Source organism: Streptococcus sp. 1559 (assembly GCF_013276735.1).
Lineage (GTDB): Bacteria > Bacillota > Bacilli > Lactobacillales > Streptococcaceae > Streptococcus > Streptococcus pseudopneumoniae.
Genome location: NZ_VMLO01000036.1, coordinates 1 through 18,910, shown reverse-complemented (window position 1 = coordinate 18,910; position 18,910 = coordinate 1). Strand labels below are relative to the sequence as shown.

The window sequence follows — 18,910 nt, the reverse complement described above, 5'->3', positions numbered from 1 at the left end:
TGACGAAGTCAGCTCAAAATACTGTTTTGAGGTTGCAGATGGAAGTTGACGTAGTTTGAAGAGATTTTCGAAGAGTATAAACTGCTTATAAAATAAAAAGGAGTCCAGATGGAACACATTATTTATCAGCTTGATGAGGACTTGGCAATCCTTACCTTGAACCGTCCTGAGGTCGCAAATGGTTTTCATATTCCCATGTGTGAGGAGATTTTAGAAGCTCTGACTTTAGCAGAAGAGGATCCGGCTGTGCATTTTATCTTAATCAATGCCAATGGCAAAGTCTTCTCAGTTGGTGGAGATTTGGTAGAGATGAAGCGTGCAGTGGATGAGGATGATATTTCATCATTGACGAAAATCGCAGAGTTGGTCAATACGATTTCCTATAAAATCAAGCAAATAGCCAAACCTGTTTTAATGGAAGTTGACGGTGCCGTTGCAGGTGCCGCAGCGAATATGGCTGTTGCGGCAGATTTCTGTTTGGCGACGGATAAGGCTAAGTTTATCCAAGCCTTTGTTGGCGTTGGTTTGGCTCCAGATGCAGGGGGAATTCATCTCTTGAGCCGCAGTATCGGTGTGACGCGTGCAACTCAATTAGCCATGACAGGTGAGGCTTTGACGGCAGAAAAAGCCCTAGAATGGGGATTGGTTTACCGTATTTCTGAAGCTGATAAGTTAGAAAAAACCAGAGAACAGCTTCTTAAAAAATTAAGACGTGGCTCAGCTAATTCTTATGTAGCCATTAAGAAGTTGGTTTGGGAGAGCCAATTTAAAGACTGGCAGGATTACGCTACTTTAGAACTGAACCTACAGGAATCCTTAGCTCAAACAGAGGATTTCAAAGAGGGAGTTCGGGCTCATTCTGAGAGAAGACGGCCTAAATTTACAGGAAAATAAAAAAATACTTGCATCATTCTTTGAACTTTGATATAATTCTCTTGTCAAATGTTTTGATTGTAAAAGTTTTTTTGAGAAGGAGGGAAAGAAAGATTGGACTACCAACGAATTAATGAATATTTAACATCTATATTTAACAATGTCCTTGTCATTGAGGAAGTTAGCTTGAGAGGTAGTCGTTTCAAGGATATCTCCATCAAAGAAATGCATACGATTGATGTGATTGGGAAATTCCCAGACGTGACACCAAGTCAAGTGTCAAAAGAGCTGATGGTGACTCTTGGGACAGTTACGACTAGTTTGAATAATCTCGAACGCAAGGGTTATATTGAACGCATTCGCTCAGAGCAGGATCGTCGTGTGGTTCATCTACATTTGACAAAGAAGGGTCGCTTGGTTCATAGGCTGCATAAACGCTTCCACAAGGCCATGGTTGAAAAAATCATTGATGGTATGAGTAAGGAAGAAATTGATGTTATGAGCAAAGGTTTGACCAATCTTTATCAATTTTTGGAGGATTTGAAATAATGGCTTTTGCAAAAATAAGCCAGGTTGCTCATTATGTGCCAGAGCAAGTGGTTACAAATCACGACTTGGCTCAGATTATGGATACCAATGATGAGTGGATTTCAAGTCGGACGGGAATACGACAAAGGCATATTTCAAGAACAGAATCTACCAGTGATTTGGCTACGGAAGTTGCTAAGAAACTGATGGCAAAAGCTGGAATAATAGGAGAGGAACTGGATTTTATCATCCTAGCTACCATTACTCCAGATTCGATGATGCCCTCTACAGCTGCTCGTGTTCAAGCTAATATTGGTGCTAATAAAGCCTTTGCTTTTGACTTAACCGCGGCTTGCAGTGGATTTGTATTTGCTCTTTCAACTGCTGAAAAGTTTATCGCTTCTGGTCGCTTTCAAAAAGGCTTGGTGATTGGTAGTGAAACCCTCTCTAAGGCAGTCGATTGGTCGGATCGATCAACAGCTGTGTTGTTTGGAGATGGTGCTGGTGGTGTCTTGTTAGAAGCTAGCGAGCAAGAGAATTTCTTAGCTGAGAGTCTCAATAGCGATGGAAGTCGCAGTGAGTGTTTAACTTATGGGCATTCAGGTTTGCATTCTCCATTTTCAGATCAAGAAAGTGCAGATTCATTTTTGAAGATGGATGGACGCGCAGTCTTTGATTTTGCCATTCGAGATGTAGCCAAGTCTATCAAGCAGACTATTGAAGAATCTCCTATAGAGGCGACAGACTTGGATTATCTGCTATTGCATCAGGCTAATATCCGTATTTTGGATAAGATGGCTAGAAAAATTGGTGTTGACCGAGACAAACTTCCAGCCAATATGATGGAATATGGCAATACCAGTGCAGCCAGTATCCCGATTTTACTTTCAGAGTGTGTAGAACAAGGTCTCATCCCTTTAGATGGTAGCCAGACTGTTCTTCTATCAGGCTTCGGTGGAGGCTTGACCTGGGGCACGCTCATTCTTACAATTTAGGTAATCATGTGGTGAACACATTGTTATAAAAAACTATTTATTTTAAAGGAGTCCTATCATGGCAGTATTTGAAAAAGTACAAGAAATTATCGTTGAAGAACTTGGAAAAGATGCATCAGAAGTAACACTTGAATCAACTTTTGATGATTTGGACGCTGATTCATTGGACTTGTTCCAAGTAATCTCAGAAATCGAAGATGCTTTTGATATCCAAATCGAAGCAGAAGATGACTTGAAAACAGTTGGTGACTTGGTTGCCTACGTTGAAGAGCAAACAAAATAATACTCAATGAAANNCTTGAGTACGGCAAGGTGACGCTGACGTGGTTTGAATTTGATTTTCGAAGAGTATAAGCAGAATATAGATAGAAGGAGTAGGGAAACCCGCTCCCTCTTGTTTAGGCAATAGTTTGATTGTCAAATTATGACAGTATCGAACTATTACGTAAGCAAGAAACGATGGAGGCACTATGAAAACGCGTATTACAGAATTATTGAACATTGATTATCCTATCTTTCAAGGAGGAATGGCTTGGGTTGCTGATGGTGATTTGGCAGGGGCTGTTTCTAAAGCTGGAGGACTAGGGATTATCGGTGGGGGAAATGCCCCGAAAGAAGTTGTCAAGGCAAATATTGATAAGATCAAATCATTGACGGATAAACCCTTTGGTGTCAACATCATGCTCTTGTCTCCCTTTGTGGAAGATATTGTAGATCTCGTTATCGAGGAAGGTGTTAAGGTAGTGACAACAGGTGCAGGAAATCCTGGTAAATACATGGAACGTTTCCATGAAGCTGGGATAATCGTTATTCCTGTCGTTCCTAGTGTTGCTTTAGCTAAACGCATGGAAAAAATCGGTGCAGACGCTGTTATTGCAGAAGGAATGGAAGCTGGGGGGCATATCGGTAAATTAACAACCATGACCTTGGTGCGACAGGTAGCCACAGCTGTATCTATTCCTGTTATTGCTGCAGGAGGAATTGCGGATGGTGAAGGTGCTGCGGCTGGCTTTATGCTAGGTGCAGAGGCTGTACAGGTGGGGACACGGTTTGTAGTTGCAAAAGAGTCGAATGCCCATCCAAACTACAAGGAGAAAATTTTAAAAGCAAGGGATATTGATACTACGATTTCAGCTCAGCACTTTGGTCATGCTGTTCGTGCTATTAAAAATCAGTTGACTAGAGATTTTGAACTGGCTGAAAAAGATGCCTTTAAGCAGGAAGATCCTGATTTAGAAATCTTTGAACAAATGGGAGCAGGCGCCCTAGCCAAAGCAGTTGTTCACGGTGATGTGGATGGTGGCTCTGTCATGGCAGGTCAAATCGCAGGGCTTGTTTCTAAAGAAGAAACAGCTGAAGAAATCCTAAAAGATTTGTATTACGGAGCAGCTAAGAAAATTCAAGAAGAAGCCTCTCGCTGGGCAGGAGTTGTAAGAAATGACTAAAACAGCCTTTTTATTTGCTGGTCAAGGTGCCCAGTATCTAGGGGTGGGACGGGATCTCTATGATCACTACCCTATTGTCAAAGAAACGATTGATCGAGCGAGTCAGGTGCTCGGTTATGATTTGCGTTATCTCATCGATAGGGAAGAAGACAAACTCAATCAGACCCGCTATACGCAACCAGCCATTCTAGCGACTTCGGTTGCTATCTACCGTTTATTGCAAGAAAAGGGCTATCAGCCTGATATGGTTGCTGGTTTATCTCTTGGAGAATACTCTGCCTTGGTGGCAAGCGGCGCCTTGGATTTTGAAGATGCGGTTGCCTTGGTAGCTAAGCGTGGAGCCTATATGGAAGAAGCGGCTCCTGCTGACTCTGGCAAGATGGTAGCAGTTCTCAATACGCCAGTAGAGGTCATTGAAGAAGCCTGTCAAAAAGCTTCTGAACTTGGAGTGGTTACTCCAGCCAACTATAACACATCTGCACAAATCGTCATTGCTGGAGAAGTGGTTGCAGTTGATCGAGCGGTTGAACTTTTGCAAGAAGCAGGTGCCAAACGCTTGATTCCTCTTAAGGTGTCAGGTCCCTTTCACACCGCTCTCCTTGAGCCAGCTAGCCAGAAACTAGCTGAAACTCTAGCTCAGGTAAGTTTTTCAGATTTTACTTGTCCCCTAGTCGGCAATACAGAAGCTGCTGTGATGCAAAAAGAGGACATTGCTCAGCTCTTGACGCGTCAGGTCAAGGAACCCGTTCGTTTCTATGAAAGTATTGGGGTCATGCAAGAAGCAGGCATAAGCAACTTTATCGAGATTGGACCGGGGAAAGTCTTGTCAGGCTTTGTTAAAAAAATTGATCAAACTGCTCACTTAGCTCATGTGGAAGATCAAGCGAGTTTAGTAGCACTTTTAGAGAAATAGGCTAAAATAAGTAGAAGTTTTGAAAGGAAAAAAATGAAACTAGAACATAAAAATATCTTTATTACAGGTTCGAGTCGTGGAATTGGTCTTGCCATCGCCCACAAGTTTGCTCAAGCAGGAGCCAACATTGTCTTAAACAGTCGTGGGGCAATCTCAGAAGAATTGCTCGCTGAGTTTTCAAACTATGGTATCAAGGTGGTTCCCATTTCAGGAGATGTATCAGATTTTGCAGACGCTAAGCGTATGATTGATCAAGCTATTGCAGAACTGGGTTCAGTAGATGTTTTGGTCAACAATGCAGGGATTACCCAAGATACTCTTATGCTCAAGATGACAGAAGCAGATTTTGAAAAAGTGCTCAAGGTTAATCTGACTGGTGCCTTTAATATGACACAATCAGTCTTGAAACCGATGATGAAAGCTAGAGAAGGTGCTATCATTAATATGTCTAGTGTTGTTGGTTTGATGGGGAATATTGGTCAAGCTAACTATGCTGCTTCTAAGGCTGGCTTGATTGGCTTTACCAAGTCTGTGGCACGTGAAGTTGCTAGTCGGAATATACGAGTCAATGTGATTGCTCCAGGAATGATTGAGTCTGATATGACAGCTATCTTATCAGATAAGATTAAGGAAGCTACACTAGCTCAGATTCCGATGAAAGAATTTGGGCAGGCAGAGCAGGTTGCAGATTTGACAGTATTTTTAGCAGGCCAAGATTATCTAACTGGTCAAGTGGTTGCCATTGATGGTGGCTTAAGTATGTAGCGAAAGCTAGAGGTGAAAAGAATGAAACTAAATCGAGTAGTGGTAACAGGTTATGGAGTAACATCTCCAATCGGAAATACACCAGAAGAATTTTGGAATAGTTTAGCAACTGGGAAAATCGGCATTGGTGGCATTACAAAATTTGATCATAGTGATTTTGATGTGCATAATGCGGCAGAAATCCAAGATTTTCCGTTCGATAAATACTTTGTAAAAAAAGATACCAACCGTTTTGATAACTATTCTTTATATGCCTTGTATGCAGCCCAAGAGGCTGTAAATCATGCCAATCTTGATGTAGAGGCTCTTAATAGGGATCGTTTTGGTGTTATCGTTGCATCTGGTATTGGTGGAATCAAGGAAATTGAAGATCAGGTACTTCGCCTTCATGAAAAAGGGCCCAAACGTGTCAAACCAATGACTCTTCCAAAAGCTTTACCAAATATGGCTTCTGGGAATGTAGCCATGCGTTTTGGTGCAAACGGTGTTTGTAAATCTATCAATACTGCCTGCTCTTCATCAAATGATGCGATTGGGGATGCCTTCCGCTCTATTAAGTTTGGTTTCCAAGATGTGATGTTGGTGGGAGGAACAGAAGCTTCTATCACACCTTTTGCCATCGCTGGTTTCCAAGCCTTAACAGCTCTCTCTACTACAGAGGATCCAACTCGTGCTTCGATCCCATTTGATAAGGATCGCAATGGGTTTGTTATGGGTGAAGGTTCAGGGATGTTGGTTCTAGAAAGTCTTGAACACGCTGAAAAACGTGGAGCTACTATCCTGGCTGAAGTGGTTGGTTACGGAAATACTTGTGATGCCTACCACATGACTTCTCCACATCCAGAAGGTCAGGGAGCTATCAAGGCCATCAAACTAGCCTTGGAAGAAGCTGAGATTTCTCCAGAGCAAGTAGCCTATGTCAATGCTCACGGAACGTCAACTCCTGCCAATGAAAAAGGAGAAAGTGGTGCTATCGTAGCTGTTCTTGGTAAGGAAGTACCTGTATCATCAACCAAGTCTTTTACAGGACATTTGCTGGGGGCTGCGGGTGCAGTAGAAGCTATCGTCACCATCGAAGCTATGCGTCATAACTTTGTACCAATGACAGCTGGGACAAGTGAAGTATCAGATTATATCGAAGCTAATGTCGTTTATGGACAAGGCTTGGAGAAAGAAATTCCATACGCTATTTCAAATACTTTTGGTTTTGGAGGCCACAATGCAGTTCTTGCTTTCAAACGTTGGGAGAATAGATAAGTATGAATTTAAACGATATTAAAGACTTGATGACTCAATTTGACCAGTCAAGTTTGAGAGAATTTTCTTATAAAAATGGGACGGATGAGTTGCAGTTTAGCAAGAATGAAGCGAGACCTGTGCCTGAAGTTGCAACTCAAGTCGCTCCAGCACCCGTTCTAGCAACACCGAGTCCAGTAGCTCCTACATCTGCTCCAGCAGAGACTGTAGCAGAAGAAGTTCCAGCTCCAGCTGAAGCAAGTGTGGCTACTGAGGGAAATCTTGTAGAGAGTCCACTTGTTGGAGTGGTTTACTTGGCTGCTGGACCAGATAAACCTGCCTTCGTTACAGTTGGTGATAGTGTCAAAAAAGGTCAAACATTGGTCATTATCGAAGCCATGAAAGTCATGAATGAAATCCCAGCTCCTAAGGATGGTGTGGTAACGGAAATTCTCGTTTCTAACGAAGAAATGGTTGAGTTTGGTAAAGGATTGGTACGAATCAAATGATCGATATTCAAGGAATCAAAGAAGCCCTTCCCCACCGTTATCCTATGCTCCTAGTGGATCGTGTCTTGGAAGTGAGCGAGGATACCATCGTTGCCATAAAAAATGTGACCATCAACGAGCCTTTCTTTAACGGTCACTTTCCTCAATACCCAGTTATGCCAGGTGTTCTGATCATGGAAGCCTTGGCGCAAACAGCTGGTGTGTTGGAGTTGTCAAAACCTGAAAATAAAGGAAAACTGGTCTTTTACGCTGGTATGGATAAGGTCAAATTCAAGAAGCAAGTTGTACCAGGCGACCAATTGGTTATGACAGCGACTTTTGTAAAACGTCGTGGCACCATAGCCGTGGTTGAAGCAAAGGCTGAAGTGGATGGCAAGCTTGCAGCTAGTGGTACTCTTACCTTTGCAATTGGGAACTAAGGAGGTTCTCCATGTTTCGAAAAATTTTAATTGCCAATCGTGGTGAAATTGCGGTTCGTATTATCCGTGCGGCGCGTGAATTGGGGATTGCGACCGTAGCAGTCTATTCAACTGCTGATAAGGAAGCCCTTCATACGCTTTTGGCAGATGAAGCGGTTTGTATCGGTCCTGGTAAGGCAACTGAGTCTTATCTCAATATTAATGCGGTTCTATCAGCTGCAGTCTTGACTGAGGCAGAAGCCATTCACCCCGGTTTTGGGTTTCTCAGTGAAAATTCCAAATTTGCAACTATGTGTGAAGAAGTGGGCATCAAATTTATCGGTCCATCTGGTCATGTTATGGATATGATGGGGGACAAAATCAATGCGCGTGCTCAGATGATTAAGGCTGGTGTGCCTGTTATTCCAGGTTCAGGTGGAGAAGTGCATAACTCTGAGGAGGCCTTGATTGTTGCTGAAAAAATTGGCTATCCTGTTATGCTCAAGGCTTCAGCAGGTGGTGGTGGTAAAGGGATTCGTAAGGTTGAAAAACCAGAAGACCTTGTTTCAGCCTTTGAAACTGCCTCTAGTGAAGCCAAGGCCAATTATGGCAATGGTGCCATGTACATAGAACGGGTTATCTATCCAGCTCGTCACATCGAGGTTCAAATTCTAGGAGATGAACACGGAAATGTAATCCACTTGGGGGAACGGGATTGTTCTCTACAACGGAACAACCAAAAGGTTTTGGAAGAAAGTCCTTCGATTGCAATCGGGAAAACGCTGCGTCATGAAATCGGTTCTGCTGCTGTTCGAGCGGCGGAGTCTGTTGGCTATGAAAATGCAGGGACCATTGAGTTTCTTCTTGATGAAGCCAGTGGCAATTTCTATTTCATGGAAATGAATACTCGTGTACAAGTAGAACATCCAGTAACAGAATTTGTTTCAGGTGTGGATATCGTTAAGGAACAGATTCGCATTGCGGCAGGTCAACCTCTGTCTGTTAAGCAAGAAGATATTGTCCTACGCGGTCATGCCATCGAGTGTCGTATCAATGCAGAAAATCCAGCCTTTAACTTTGCTCCAAGTCCAGGTAAGATTACTAATCTCTATCTACCAAGTGGTGGAGTTGGCTTGCGCGTGGATTCAGCAGTTTATCCAGGTTATACCATTCCGCCTTATTATGATAGTATGATTGCCAAAATCATCGTACACGGTGAAAACCGTTTTGATGCCTTGATGAAAATGCAACGTGCCCTCTATGAATTAGAGATTGAAGGGGTGCAGACCAATGCAGATTTCCAGCTTGACCTCATTTCAGATCGCAATGTCATTGCTGGAGATTACGATACTTCCTTCTTAATGGAAACCTTCTTACCCAAATATCAAGAAAAAGAATAAAATGACTTCAAGAGTTTAAACCGAAAAGGGGAATCAATGGCTCTATTTAGTAAAAAAGATAAGTATATTCGAATCAATCCCAATCGTTCGGTTAGGGAAAAACCTCAAGCTAAGCCAGAGGTTCCAGATGAATTATTTTCCCAGTGTCTAGGCTGTAAGCATACCATCTATCAGAAGGATCTGGGAAGTGAGCGTATCTGTCCACATTGTAGCTACACCTTTCGTATTTCTGCCCAAGAACGCTTGGCTTTGACGATTGATATGGGAACCTTCAAGGAATTGTTTACAGGGATTGAAAGCAAGGATCCCTTGCATTTCCCTGGTTATCAAAAGAAACTAGCAACTATGCGTGAAAAAACAGGTCTGGATGAAGCCGTTGTGACAGGAACAGCTCTTATAAAAGGTCAGACTGTGGCTCTTGGGATTATGGATTCCAACTTTATCATGGCTTCTATGGGTACGGTTGTAGGTGAAAAAATCACTCGTTTGTTTGAGTATGCGACTGTCGAAAAATTGCCAGTTGTCCTCTTCACAGCCTCTGGTGGAGCCCGTATGCAGGAAGGAATCATGAGTCTCATGCAGATGGCCAAGATCTCTGCAGCAGTTAAACGGCATTCAAATGCTGGTCTCTTTTACTTGACCATTTTGACAGATCCAACGACAGGTGGTGTGACAGCTTCTTTCGCTATGGAAGGTGATATCATTCTGGCTGAACCACAGAGCTTGGTCGGTTTTGCTGGGCGTCGTGTCATTGAAAATACGGTTCGTGAAAGCTTGCCTGAGGATTTCCAAAAGGCAGAATTCCTATTGGAACATGGCTTTGTGGATGCTATCGTTAAAAGAAGAGACTTGCCAGATACCATTGCTAGCCTAGTCAGATTGCATGGAGGGAGTTCTAGATGAATATTGCAAAAATAGTCAGAGAAGCGCGTGAGCAGAGTCGCTTGACAAGCTTGGACTTTGCGACAGGCATTTTTGATGAATTTATCCAATTACACGGTGACCGTTCTTTTCGTGACGATGGTGCAGTTGTTGGTGGTATCGGCTGGCTTGGAGACCAAGCTGTAACAATGGTTGGTATCCAAAAAGGCAAGAGTTTACAAGATAATCTCAAGCGGAATTTTGGTCAACCGCATCCAGAAGGCTACCGCAAGGCCCTACGGTTGATGAAACAGGCTGAAAAGTTTGGCCGTCCAGTTGTGACCTTTATCAATACAGCAGGTGCCTATCCTGGTGTCGGTGCGGAAGAACGCGGTCAAGGAGAAGCTATCGCTCGCAATCTCATGGAAATGAGTGATCTGAGAGTTCCTATTATCGCTATCATTATCGGTGAAGGTGGTTCAGGTGGGGCTTTGGCTCTAGCAGTCGCAGACCGTGTTTGGATGCTGGAAAATTCTATTTATGCTATTCTCAGTCCAGAAGGCTTTGCTTCCATTCTATGGAAGGATGGCAGTCGTGCCATGGAAGCAGCAGAACTGATGAAAATCACTTCACACGAACTGTTAGAAATGGACGTAGTAGACAAGGTGATTTCTGAAGCAGGACTTTCTAGCAAAGAACTGATTAAGAATGTTAAAAAAGAACTCCAAGCTGAGCTAGCTCTACTTTCACAAAAACCGTTAGAAGCGTTGTTGGAAGAGCGCTATCAACGGTTTAGAAAATACTAATACTCTTCGAAAATCAAATTCAAACCACGTCAGCNNTTGCTCTTTGATTTTCATTGAGTATAATTCTTTAGAATACGCAAAAACTAGAACTGACTGCCAGTTCTAGTTTTTATGTGGTTCTTACTCTGTGCAGAGGGGAAAGTCAAAAGGTGCCTGGAAGACCAAACACCTTTTTGATTATTCATTTTCTTCAGTTACAAATTGACTAAGCAATCCATTGATAAAACGGGCTGATTTTTGATCTGAAAAATTCTTGGCAAGTTCAATGGCTTCATTGACTGCTACCAGCTGAGGTGTATCAAATGATGTGATTTCAAAGATACCCAAGCGTAGTAAGTTTTTTTCGACCAAAGTCAAACGTTCAACTGTCCAGCCTGACTTGAGGTGCTGGTTGATTTGTTTATCCAACTCTTCTTTTTGAGCTTGGATACCAGAAACCAAGTTTAGAAGAAAGGCTGGGATTTGCACATCTGCATCTTCACGGTCATGTGTGTAGGCAAAGCGACAAGCCGTTTCCATATCTGTACCGAATTCAAGGCTCATAAGAGCTTGAAAAGCGCATTTACGAAGTTCGCGTCTAGATTCTAATAATGGACTAGTCATTGAGGAAGTCCTCGTTAAATAGATCTTTCAACTCAGGTTTTGGTGTTTTATCTGGAACGATTCCTGTAACATGGATATTGACAGCAGAAAGTTCCACATCAGCCATATCATGGACAGCATCTTTGACCGCTTTTTGAATAGCAAGAGCCACTTTTGGTACTTTCACACCGTACTCAAGGTAGAGGTAGATGTCAGCAGTTAGTTCTTCATTGCTTTCTTTTAAGTAGACACCACGACCAAGAGAGAGTTTTGATAGGGTGTCAGATACGGATTTATTTGAAAATGAGTGGACACCCTCAACTTTAGCAGTTGCGATGGCAATAATTTTTTCAAGTACACGTGGAGCGATAACGATTTCGCCAAATTGTTCTTCAATTCCCATAGAATGACCTCTTTCTAGAGATTAGGCACGAGAAACGTAAGTTCCTTCTGCAGTGTTGATGATCAATTTTTGTCCAGCTTCGATGAAGTCAGGAACGTTGACAACAAGTCCAGTTTCCATAGTTGCTGGTTTACCAGAACCTGTAACAGTAGCACCTTTGATAGATGGTTGTGTTTCAGCAACTGTCAATTCAACAGTAGTTGGTACAGTTACACCGATTACTTCAGTTCCGTAGAATTGGATTTTCACATCAGAGTTTTCAAGGATGTAAAGCAACTCATTTTCAACATTTACGACTGGTATTTCGTATTGGTCGTAAGTTTCAGTGTTCATGAAGTAGGCAGTTTCATCCATTTTGTACAAGTATTGAGCTGGAACAGTTTCGATAATAGCTTGTTCGAATTTTTCTTCTGGACGGTAGCTTGTATCAAATGTAGAACCAGTACGGACATCACGCAATTTCATACGCATGATTGTGTTCCCTTTACCTGGTTTGTGGTGGCTAGCTTCCAAAACGCGGATCAATTTTCCGTCTGCAGTTTCAAATGTCATACCAGCTTTCAATTTGCTTGCTTCAATCATGTTTTTACCTCTTTAATAAATATTATTACTCTTCATTTTACCATAAAATCTTCTGGAAATAAAGCCAAAATAGTTATTGGGAGATGGTAGGGGAGAAAAAACCAACCTCAAGGCTGGTTTCTTTTACATATTAATCTTCTTTCAACTTCGCCAATTCCTGTGCAAGTAGTTTAAGGGCAACTTGTGGGTTGGCTTGGCCTTTGGTTGCCTTCATAAGGAATCCTGTAAAGGCCTTGTCGGCGTTACGTTTGCCTGACTTGAAGTCGGCAACAGCAGCTTCGTTATCGGCAAAGACTTGGTGGATGATTGGGATCAAGATAGCTGGATCTGAAATTTGAACCATACCTGCTTTTTCCACGTATTCACGCGCGCCACCGCCATTTTTAGCTAGATGGACAAAGACTTTCTTGGCAATCTTAGATGAAATAGTACCGTCTTCGATGATGGCAATCATTTCAACCAAGTTTTCTGGTGTCAATTCGATTTGTTCCAGTGTTTTACCTTCAGCATTCAAGAACTGAGCGACTTCCCCTTGGAGCCAGTTAGAGACTTGTTTGGCATCACCACCTAGGGCAACAGCTTTTTCAAAGAAGTCAGAAGTGACTTTATTAGCAGTCAACTGACTAGCATCGTAGTCTGATAAACCAAGGTCAGATACATAACGCGCACGACGTTCTTTTGGAAACTCTGGCAACTCAGTCCGCATTTCCTCAATCCACTCGTCAGAAATTTCAAAGAGGGGTAGGTCTGGTTCTGGGAAGTAGCGGTAGTCAGCAGCCCCTTCCTTGACACGCATGAGGATGGTTGCTTTATTCGCTTCATCGTAACGGCGTGTTTCTTGGCGGATTTGACCACCTGAGCGAAGAATTTCAGCCTGGCGTTGGACTTCGTATTCAAGACCTTTACGAACGTTTGAGAAGGAGTTGAGGTTCTTCAATTCAGTCTTGGTACCGAATTTCTCTTGACCATAAGGACGAAGGGAGATGTTGGCATCCACACGCATCGAACCTTCCTCCATCTTAACGTCAGAAATGCCAGCGTACTGGATAACTTCCTTGAGGGCTGTCAGATAAGCATAGGCTTCTTCAGGAGAACGCATATCTGCCTCAGATACAATCTCAATCAAGGGAACCCCTTGGCGGTTGAGGTCAACATAAGAGTAGCCATCTGTACCATGGGTGTTTTTACCAGCGTCTTCCTCTAGGTGGGCACGTTCGATACCGATTTTCTTGGTCGTACCGTCTTCTAGTTCGACTTCAATCCAGCCATTATATCCGATTGGTTCATCAAATTGAGAAATTTGGTAGGCTTTGGGGTTATCAGGATAGAAGTAGCTCTTGCGGTCAAAGTGCATCTTTTTGTGGATGTCCATGTTGAGGGCAAGAGCAGCCTTGATTCCGGCATCGACAACCCCTTTATTGAGAACTGGCAGAACTCCTGGGAAAGACCAGTCAATCACGTTAGTGTTGGCATTTTGATCATTTCCGAAGTGGGCAGAAGTAGGTGAGAAGATTTTTGAATTGGTGTTGAGCTCTACGTGGACTTCAAGTCCGATGACTGTTTCAAAGTTCATTAGTTGTCACCTCCAAAAATCTCGGGTTGTTGTTTGTGGTAGTCTGTTGTTGCTTCAAAAGCAGCAGCAGCTTGGTAAATGGTTTCCTCAGAGTACTTGGGACCAATCAATTGGAGTCCGACAGGTAGACCTTGAGAGAATCCAGCAGGAATCGAAATTCCAGGAAGTCCTGCCAAGTTTACAGGTATGGTCAATAGGTCGGCTAAGTACATGGCAACTGGGTCATGGTTGAGAGAATTCAAGTCATAGGCAACACTTGGAGCAGTTGGACCCAAAATCAAATCATAATCCGCGAAGACTTTTTCGAAATCTTGAATGATAAGTGTACGGACCTGTCCAGCCTTCTTGTAGTAGGCATCGTAGTAACCTGATGAAAGACTGAAAGTACCCAGCATGATACGGCGCTTCACTTCTTCACCAAAACCTTGGCTACGGCTGTTTACATAGATTTCATCAAGATTAGTCGCATCTTCTGCGCGGTAGCCGTAACGGATACCGTCAAAACGTTGCAAGTTTGATGAAGCTTCTGATGAAGCGATGATGTAATAAACGGCAACACCGTATTTAGAGTGAGGAAGGCTGACTTCTTCGACGATAGCACCCAATTTTTCAAAGTGTTTGGCCGCGTTTAAGATTGTTTCCTTAACCTCTGGATCAATTCCTTCGCCTAGGTATTCCTTAGGCAAAGCAATTTTCATGCCCTTGATGTCTTGGCCGATTTTTGAAGTAAAGTCGGCGATGCGGACAGGAGCAGAAGTAGAGTCTTTAGCATCTTCGCTGGCAATAGCGTTGAGCAAGAGGGCATTTTCCTTAACAGTTGGTGCGAAAGGTCCGATTTGGTCTAATGAGCTACCGAAGGCAATGAGACCGAAACGAGAAACTGTTCCGTAGGTTGGTTTGAGACCAACGATCCCGTTGAAGGCAGCAGGTTGGCGGATGGAACCACCCGTATCAGAACCAAGTGACAAGGGGACTTGTCCTGAGGCTACAGCTGCAGCTGAACCACTTGATGAACCACCAGGAACCTTGCTGTGGTCCCAAGCATTTTTAGTTGCTCCGTAGTGAGAAGTCTCACCAGAACCACCCATGGCAAATTCGTCCATGTTAGTTTTTCCTACGACAATCATGCCCTTGGCTTTTGCATTAGCAACCGCAGTTGCATCAAAGATCGGCTCGTAGTTGTAGAGCATTTTTGAGGCAGCGGTTGTGAGAATACCGTCTGTAGAGATGTTATCCTTTACTGCAAGCGGAATTCCTGAAAGGACATTATCAGTGTCAATTCCAGCTTCATCAATGGCTTTAGCTTGAACAAGAGCTTGCTCTTCAGCGATGGTAACAAAAGCGTTGATAGCTGTCTCGCGAGACTTGATATCTTCAAGCGTAGCTTGTGTTAATTCTGTTGCAGAAATTTCCTTAGAGACAAGGAGATTGTGCAAGTCTTCAATGGTTTTATTGTTGAAAGTCATTAGGCATCTCCTCCATCGTCTAGGATAGCTGGTACCTTGATATAGTAGTTGTCTTTTTCAGGTACGTTTTTAAACAAGCGATCACGGTCTGTTCCTTCTTCAGCCACATCAGGGCGGAGTACGGTCTTGCGGTCAGCCATGGTCGTAGTAGGTGCGACACCAGTTGTGTCAACTTCGTCCAGCAATTCAACCATGTCAACAATTTTAGACAAGGTCGTTGCAAAGGCAGCAGTTTCTTCTTCAGAGAATTTTAATTTTGAAAGATTGGCAACGTGTGTTACCTCTTCTTGCGTAATTTTCATCTTACATCCTTTCGTGAAATGATGATTTTTAGTCTGTTCTATTTTACCATATTTTCCTATAAATAAGGGAGGGGGAAGTGAAAAGAAATAGAAATTGAAAAAAATGCTAAAATCCGATATAATGGAGTGTTGAAAGGAATGGTAAAATCCAATGTAAAAATCATTCTTAGCTATTGAAACAAGAAAAATAGAGAATCAAAGAAAGAGAACTTATGAATATTCAAGAAGAAATTAAGAAACGTCGTACCTTTGCCATCATCTCTCACCCAGACGCGGGGAAAACAACCATCACTGAGCAGTTGCTCTACTTTGGGGGCGAGATTCGTGAGGCTGGTACCGTAAAAGGAAAGAAAACAGGGACTTTTGCCAAGTCTGACTGGATGGATATCGAGAAGCAACGTGGGATTTCGGTTACTTCATCTGTGATGCAGTTTGACTACGATGGCAAGCGCGTGAATATCCTTGACACACCAGGGCATGAGGATTTCTCAGAAGATACCTATCGTACCTTGATGGCGGTGGATGCTGCGGTCATGGTCGTGGACTCTGCCAAGGGTATCGAGGCGCAGACAAAGAAATTGTTTGAAGTTGTCAAACACCGTGGTATTCCAGTCTTTACCTTTATGAACAAGCTAGACCGTGACGGTCGTGAGCCACTGGACCTCTTGCAAGAATTGGAAGAAGTCTTGGGTATTGCGAGCTATCCGATGAACTGGCCAATCGGGATGGGGAAAGCTTTTGAAGGGCTCTATGACCTCTATAACCAACGCTTGGAGCTCTATAAGGGGGATGAGCGTTTTGCCAGTTTAGAAGATGGGGACAAGCTTTTTAGCAGCAATCCTTTCTACGAGCAGGTAAAAGATGATATTGAACTTTTAAATGAAGCTGGAAATGAGTTTTCAGAGGAAGCTATCCTTGCTGGAGAATTGACACCTGTCTTCTTCGGTTCGGCTTTGACAAATTTTGGTGTGCAGACCTTCCTTGAGACTTTCCTTAAGTTTGCTCCAGAACCACATGGACACAAGAAAACAGATGGCGAAATTGTGGATCCTTACGACAAGGATTTTTCAGGATTTGTCTTTAAAATCCAAGCCAATATGGACCCTCGTCACCGTGACCGCATTGCCTTTGTCCGTATCGTATCTGGTGAATTTGAGCGCGGTATGAGTGTTAACCTGCCTCGTACTGGTAAGGGGGCTAAACTGTCGAATGTGACTCAGTTTATGGCGGAAAGTCGTGAGAATGTAACCAATGCCGTGGCAGGTGATATCATCGGGGTTTACGATACTGGTACTTATCAGGTTGGGGATACTTTGACAGTTGGTAAAAACAAGTTTGAATTTGAACCACTGCCAACCTTTACTCCTGAAATTTTCATGAAAGTATCTGCTAAGAACGTTATGAAACAAAAATCTTTCCACAAGGGAATCGAGCAATTGGTGCAAGAAGGAGCTATTCAGCTTTATAAGAATTACCAAACAGGCGAGTACATGCTGGGAGCTGTTGGTCAACTTCAGTTTGAAGTCTTTAAGCACCGTATGGAAGGCGAGTACAATGCAGAAGTGGTCATGAGCCCAATGGGTAAAAAGACCGTTCGTTGGATTAAACCTGAGGACTTGGATGAACGCATGTCATCAAGCCGCAATATCTTGGCTAAAGACCGTTTCGACCAATCAGTCTTTCTCTTTGAAAATGACTTTGCTCTCCGTTGGTTTGCGGACAAGTATCCAGATGTAGAGTTGGAAGAGAAGATGTGACTCAGTACCAACAATTGGAACTAAAGTTCCTAATTGTTGGACGCTAGTCGCTATTTGGCGAACTAGCTAATTGCCTCACTAACTGAGTTTTACAAATGGAATTGATTTGTAAAACTCAGTGTCGTAGTTCAGTAAATTTATTTGATTGTGTAACAATCTAAGTAACTAACGAGTCTGGGACAAAAGTCTAACCTTAAATATAAAAAGCGAACAAAACAAGTTATCTGACACTCAGAATTCTGTTTTGTTTGCTTTTTTGTCTAATCTATCGATTTTAAAAACTTATAATAAAGAATTCATAAAATCAAAATCTTTTTGTCCCAGACTCTAGGCGCTCCACTAGTAAAGTTTTACGAATAATATCGATTCGTAAAACTTTACGTCGTAACTGGTAGTGAGCGGTCTAGCTAACTGCCTCACTAACTACGTTTGGCAAATAGAATCGATTGGTCAAACTACGTGTCGTAGTATAACAATCGGCTTACCTAAACGCTTCACTAGGAAAAATCCACGAATAATATTGATTCGTGGATTTTTCCGTTGTAGCAGAAAGTAGGTAGCCTAGCTAACTGCCTTACTAACTACGTTTGGCAAATGAAATCGATTTGTAAAACTCCGTGTCGTAATGTAAAAATTGTAAACCGTAATGGGACTTCATCTAAAATCTCCACTGGTATGGTTTTACGAACGAATAGGCGAAAATAATGGTTACGTAGAAACATATGATGGGAATAAAAAGAAATGAGATAAAGAGTGAAAGAAGAGAAAAAAGCGATTGTCTTAGGTGCAGATAATGCTTATATGGATAAAGTTGAAACAACAATAAAATCTCTTTGTGTTCATCTATTATAATCTTAAGTTTTATGTTTTTAATGATGACCTTCCGCGAGAATGGTTCCAATTGATGGAAAAAAGACTAGAGACTTTGAATAGTGAGATTGTGAATGTTTAGATTGACAGTAGTATTCTGAAAGGTTATCGTCTCCCCTTTGAGGGACTTTCATATGCGGCTTTTTTAGGTATTTTATTCCAAAGTATGTAAGCGAGTCTCGTGTACTGTATTTGGATTTAGATATTGTTGTAAGAAAATCGATAGATGAGCTGTGGGATTTGGACTTGACGGATATACCCTTAGCTGCAGTTAGAGATGATTTTTATACACATAATTTTAATTCTGGTGTTCTGTTAATCAACAATGGTATGTGGAGAGCAGAAAATGTCACGCAAGACCTGATTTAAGACACAAATAAAAAATCTTCCAATTCTCTGTTTCCGTGTCTGAAGGTTTCTTTTCCTTTCTGTTGATAGACTAGTAGCAGACGATTGATTTGTCTTTCAGAAAGATTAAGTTCGACACAGGCTTGTTTCTTTGTTTTCTTTCCTTGGGCAATAGCTGTTATAGTCATTTAGTTTTAAAAAGCGTTCCAAACATTCAAAAATAGTTGGGACTTCCCTTAATAAATCTGTTACTTTCTTTTTCAAGATAGCCCAAGCTTACTCAATAGGATTCAAATCT

22 protein-coding genes and 1 pseudogene are annotated in these 18,910 nt (G+C 42.3%); 16 read left to right on the top strand and 7 right to left on the bottom strand.

Annotation, left to right across the window (positions count from 1 at the left end):
- Window positions 1–108 precede the first annotated feature (108 nt).
- From HT688_RS06140 to HT688_RS06080, 13 genes are all read left to right on the top strand, one after another.
- Window positions 109–894 carry an enoyl-CoA hydratase gene (locus HT688_RS06140; RefSeq protein WP_172923646.1) on the top strand — a complete coding sequence of 262 codons (786 nt, stop codon included), beginning with the start codon at window positions 109–111 and terminating at the stop codon, window positions 892–894.
- A 93-nt stretch (window positions 895–987) separates the two neighbouring features.
- Window positions 988–1,422, top strand: coding sequence for a fatty acid biosynthesis transcriptional regulator FabT (gene fabT / locus HT688_RS06135; protein ID WP_000386353.1), 435 nt, complete (start codon window positions 988–990; stop codon window positions 1,420–1,422).
- The gene (locus tag HT688_RS06130) at window positions 1,422–2,396 is read left to right on the top strand and encodes a beta-ketoacyl-ACP synthase III (protein WP_000852944.1); all 975 of its coding nucleotides are present in this window, start codon (window positions 1,422–1,424) and stop codon (window positions 2,394–2,396) included. The genes fabT and HT688_RS06130 overlap by 1 nt, the downstream gene beginning before the upstream one ends.
- Before the next feature lie 58 nt (window positions 2,397–2,454).
- Window positions 2,455–2,679, top strand: coding sequence for an acyl carrier protein (locus HT688_RS06125; RefSeq protein ID WP_000257838.1), 225 nt, complete (start codon window positions 2,455–2,457; stop codon window positions 2,677–2,679).
- A gap of 187 nt (window positions 2,680–2,866) precedes the next feature.
- On the top strand, window positions 2,867–3,841 hold the full coding sequence (gene fabK / locus HT688_RS06120) for an enoyl-[acyl-carrier-protein] reductase FabK (protein ID WP_023936336.1): 975 nt from the start codon (window positions 2,867–2,869) through the stop codon (window positions 3,839–3,841).
- Window positions 3,834–4,754, top strand: a complete 921-nt coding sequence (fabD, locus tag HT688_RS06115) for an ACP S-malonyltransferase (RefSeq protein ID WP_079252912.1) — start codon at window positions 3,834–3,836, stop codon at window positions 4,752–4,754. The genes fabK and fabD overlap by 8 nt, the downstream gene beginning before the upstream one ends.
- A 33-nt stretch (window positions 4,755–4,787) precedes the next feature.
- Window positions 4,788–5,519 (top strand): 3-oxoacyl-[acyl-carrier-protein] reductase, encoded by a 732-nt coding sequence (fabG, locus tag HT688_RS06110; protein ID WP_000763053.1) that lies wholly within the window; start codon window positions 4,788–4,790, stop codon window positions 5,517–5,519.
- A 21-nt stretch (window positions 5,520–5,540) separates the two neighbouring features.
- Window positions 5,541–6,776, top strand: coding sequence for a beta-ketoacyl-ACP synthase II (gene fabF / locus HT688_RS06105; RefSeq protein WP_000774063.1), 1,236 nt, complete (start codon window positions 5,541–5,543; stop codon window positions 6,774–6,776).
- 2 nt (window positions 6,777–6,778) lie between these two features.
- Window positions 6,779–7,264, top strand: a complete 486-nt coding sequence (gene accB / locus HT688_RS06100) for an acetyl-CoA carboxylase biotin carboxyl carrier protein (RefSeq protein WP_001052244.1) — start codon at window positions 6,779–6,781, stop codon at window positions 7,262–7,264.
- Window positions 7,261–7,683: a 3-hydroxyacyl-ACP dehydratase FabZ gene (fabZ, locus tag HT688_RS06095; RefSeq protein WP_000565515.1), complete on the top strand. Its 423-nt coding sequence runs from the start codon at window positions 7,261–7,263 to the stop codon at window positions 7,681–7,683. Before accB ends, fabZ begins: the two co-directional genes overlap by 4 nt.
- Window positions 7,684–7,694: 11 nt before the next feature.
- Window positions 7,695–9,062 (top strand): acetyl-CoA carboxylase biotin carboxylase subunit, encoded by a 1,368-nt coding sequence (accC, locus tag HT688_RS06090; RefSeq protein WP_000488684.1) that lies wholly within the window; start codon window positions 7,695–7,697, stop codon window positions 9,060–9,062.
- 36 nt (window positions 9,063–9,098) lie between these two features.
- Window positions 9,099–9,965, top strand: a complete 867-nt coding sequence (accD, locus tag HT688_RS06085) for an acetyl-CoA carboxylase, carboxyltransferase subunit beta (protein WP_172923645.1) — start codon at window positions 9,099–9,101, stop codon at window positions 9,963–9,965.
- Complete coding sequence (locus HT688_RS06080; protein WP_001017387.1) at window positions 9,962–10,729, top strand: acetyl-CoA carboxylase carboxyl transferase subunit alpha; 768 nt, start codon at window positions 9,962–9,964, stop codon at window positions 10,727–10,729. The genes accD and HT688_RS06080 overlap by 4 nt, the downstream gene beginning before the upstream one ends.
- Window positions 10,730–10,906: 177 nt before the next feature.
- Here HT688_RS06080 and nusB read toward each other — a convergent pair whose 3' ends face one another.
- The 6 genes from nusB to gatC form a co-directional block, all read right to left on the bottom strand.
- Window positions 10,907–11,332 (bottom strand): transcription antitermination factor NusB, encoded by a 426-nt coding sequence (gene nusB / locus HT688_RS06075; protein ID WP_000203641.1) that lies wholly within the window; start codon window positions 11,330–11,332, stop codon window positions 10,907–10,909.
- A complete protein-coding gene (locus HT688_RS06070; protein WP_000510576.1) occupies window positions 11,325–11,714 on the bottom strand; it encodes an Asp23/Gls24 family envelope stress response protein in 390 nt (129 codons plus the stop codon). The genes nusB and HT688_RS06070 overlap by 8 nt, the downstream gene beginning before the upstream one ends.
- 21 nt (window positions 11,715–11,735) lie before the next feature.
- Window positions 11,736–12,296, bottom strand: a complete 561-nt coding sequence (gene efp, locus HT688_RS06065; RefSeq protein ID WP_000568643.1) for an elongation factor P — start codon at window positions 12,294–12,296, stop codon at window positions 11,736–11,738.
- A gap of 130 nt (window positions 12,297–12,426) precedes the next feature.
- Complete coding sequence (gene gatB, locus HT688_RS06060) at window positions 12,427–13,869, bottom strand: Asp-tRNA(Asn)/Glu-tRNA(Gln) amidotransferase subunit GatB (protein ID WP_001008685.1); 1,443 nt, start codon at window positions 13,867–13,869, stop codon at window positions 12,427–12,429.
- Window positions 13,869–15,335: an Asp-tRNA(Asn)/Glu-tRNA(Gln) amidotransferase subunit GatA gene (gene gatA, locus HT688_RS06055; protein WP_000143715.1), complete on the bottom strand. Its 1,467-nt coding sequence runs from the start codon at window positions 15,333–15,335 to the stop codon at window positions 13,869–13,871. Before gatA ends, gatB begins: the two co-directional genes overlap by 1 nt.
- On the bottom strand, window positions 15,335–15,637 hold the full coding sequence (gene gatC, locus HT688_RS06050) for an Asp-tRNA(Asn)/Glu-tRNA(Gln) amidotransferase subunit GatC (RefSeq protein WP_000705410.1): 303 nt from the start codon (window positions 15,635–15,637) through the stop codon (window positions 15,335–15,337). Before gatC ends, gatA begins: the two co-directional genes overlap by 1 nt.
- 212 nt (window positions 15,638–15,849) lie before the next feature.
- On the opposite strand from gatC, the gene HT688_RS06045 reads away from it, so the two are divergent.
- The 3 genes from HT688_RS06045 (at window position 15,850) to HT688_RS12155 (ending at window position 18,633) form a co-directional block, all read left to right on the top strand.
- Window positions 15,850–17,394: a peptide chain release factor 3 gene (locus tag HT688_RS06045; RefSeq protein ID WP_001025442.1), complete on the top strand. Its 1,545-nt coding sequence runs from the start codon at window positions 15,850–15,852 to the stop codon at window positions 17,392–17,394.
- A 753-nt stretch (window positions 17,395–18,147) separates the two neighbouring features.
- The gene (locus HT688_RS12160) at window positions 18,148–18,246 is read left to right on the top strand and encodes a hypothetical protein (protein ID WP_001810144.1); all 99 of its coding nucleotides are present in this window, start codon (window positions 18,148–18,150) and stop codon (window positions 18,244–18,246) included.
- A gap of 150 nt (window positions 18,247–18,396) precedes the next feature.
- Complete coding sequence (locus tag HT688_RS12155; RefSeq protein ID WP_255209663.1) at window positions 18,397–18,633, top strand: glycosyltransferase; 237 nt, start codon at window positions 18,397–18,399, stop codon at window positions 18,631–18,633.
- A 26-nt stretch (window positions 18,634–18,659) separates the two neighbouring features.
- Here HT688_RS12155 and HT688_RS06030 read toward each other — a convergent pair.
- A pseudogene (locus tag HT688_RS06030) lies at window positions 18,660–18,800 on the bottom strand (helix-turn-helix domain-containing protein); the annotation flags it as partial.
- Between the last annotated feature and the right edge of the window lie 110 nt (window positions 18,801–18,910).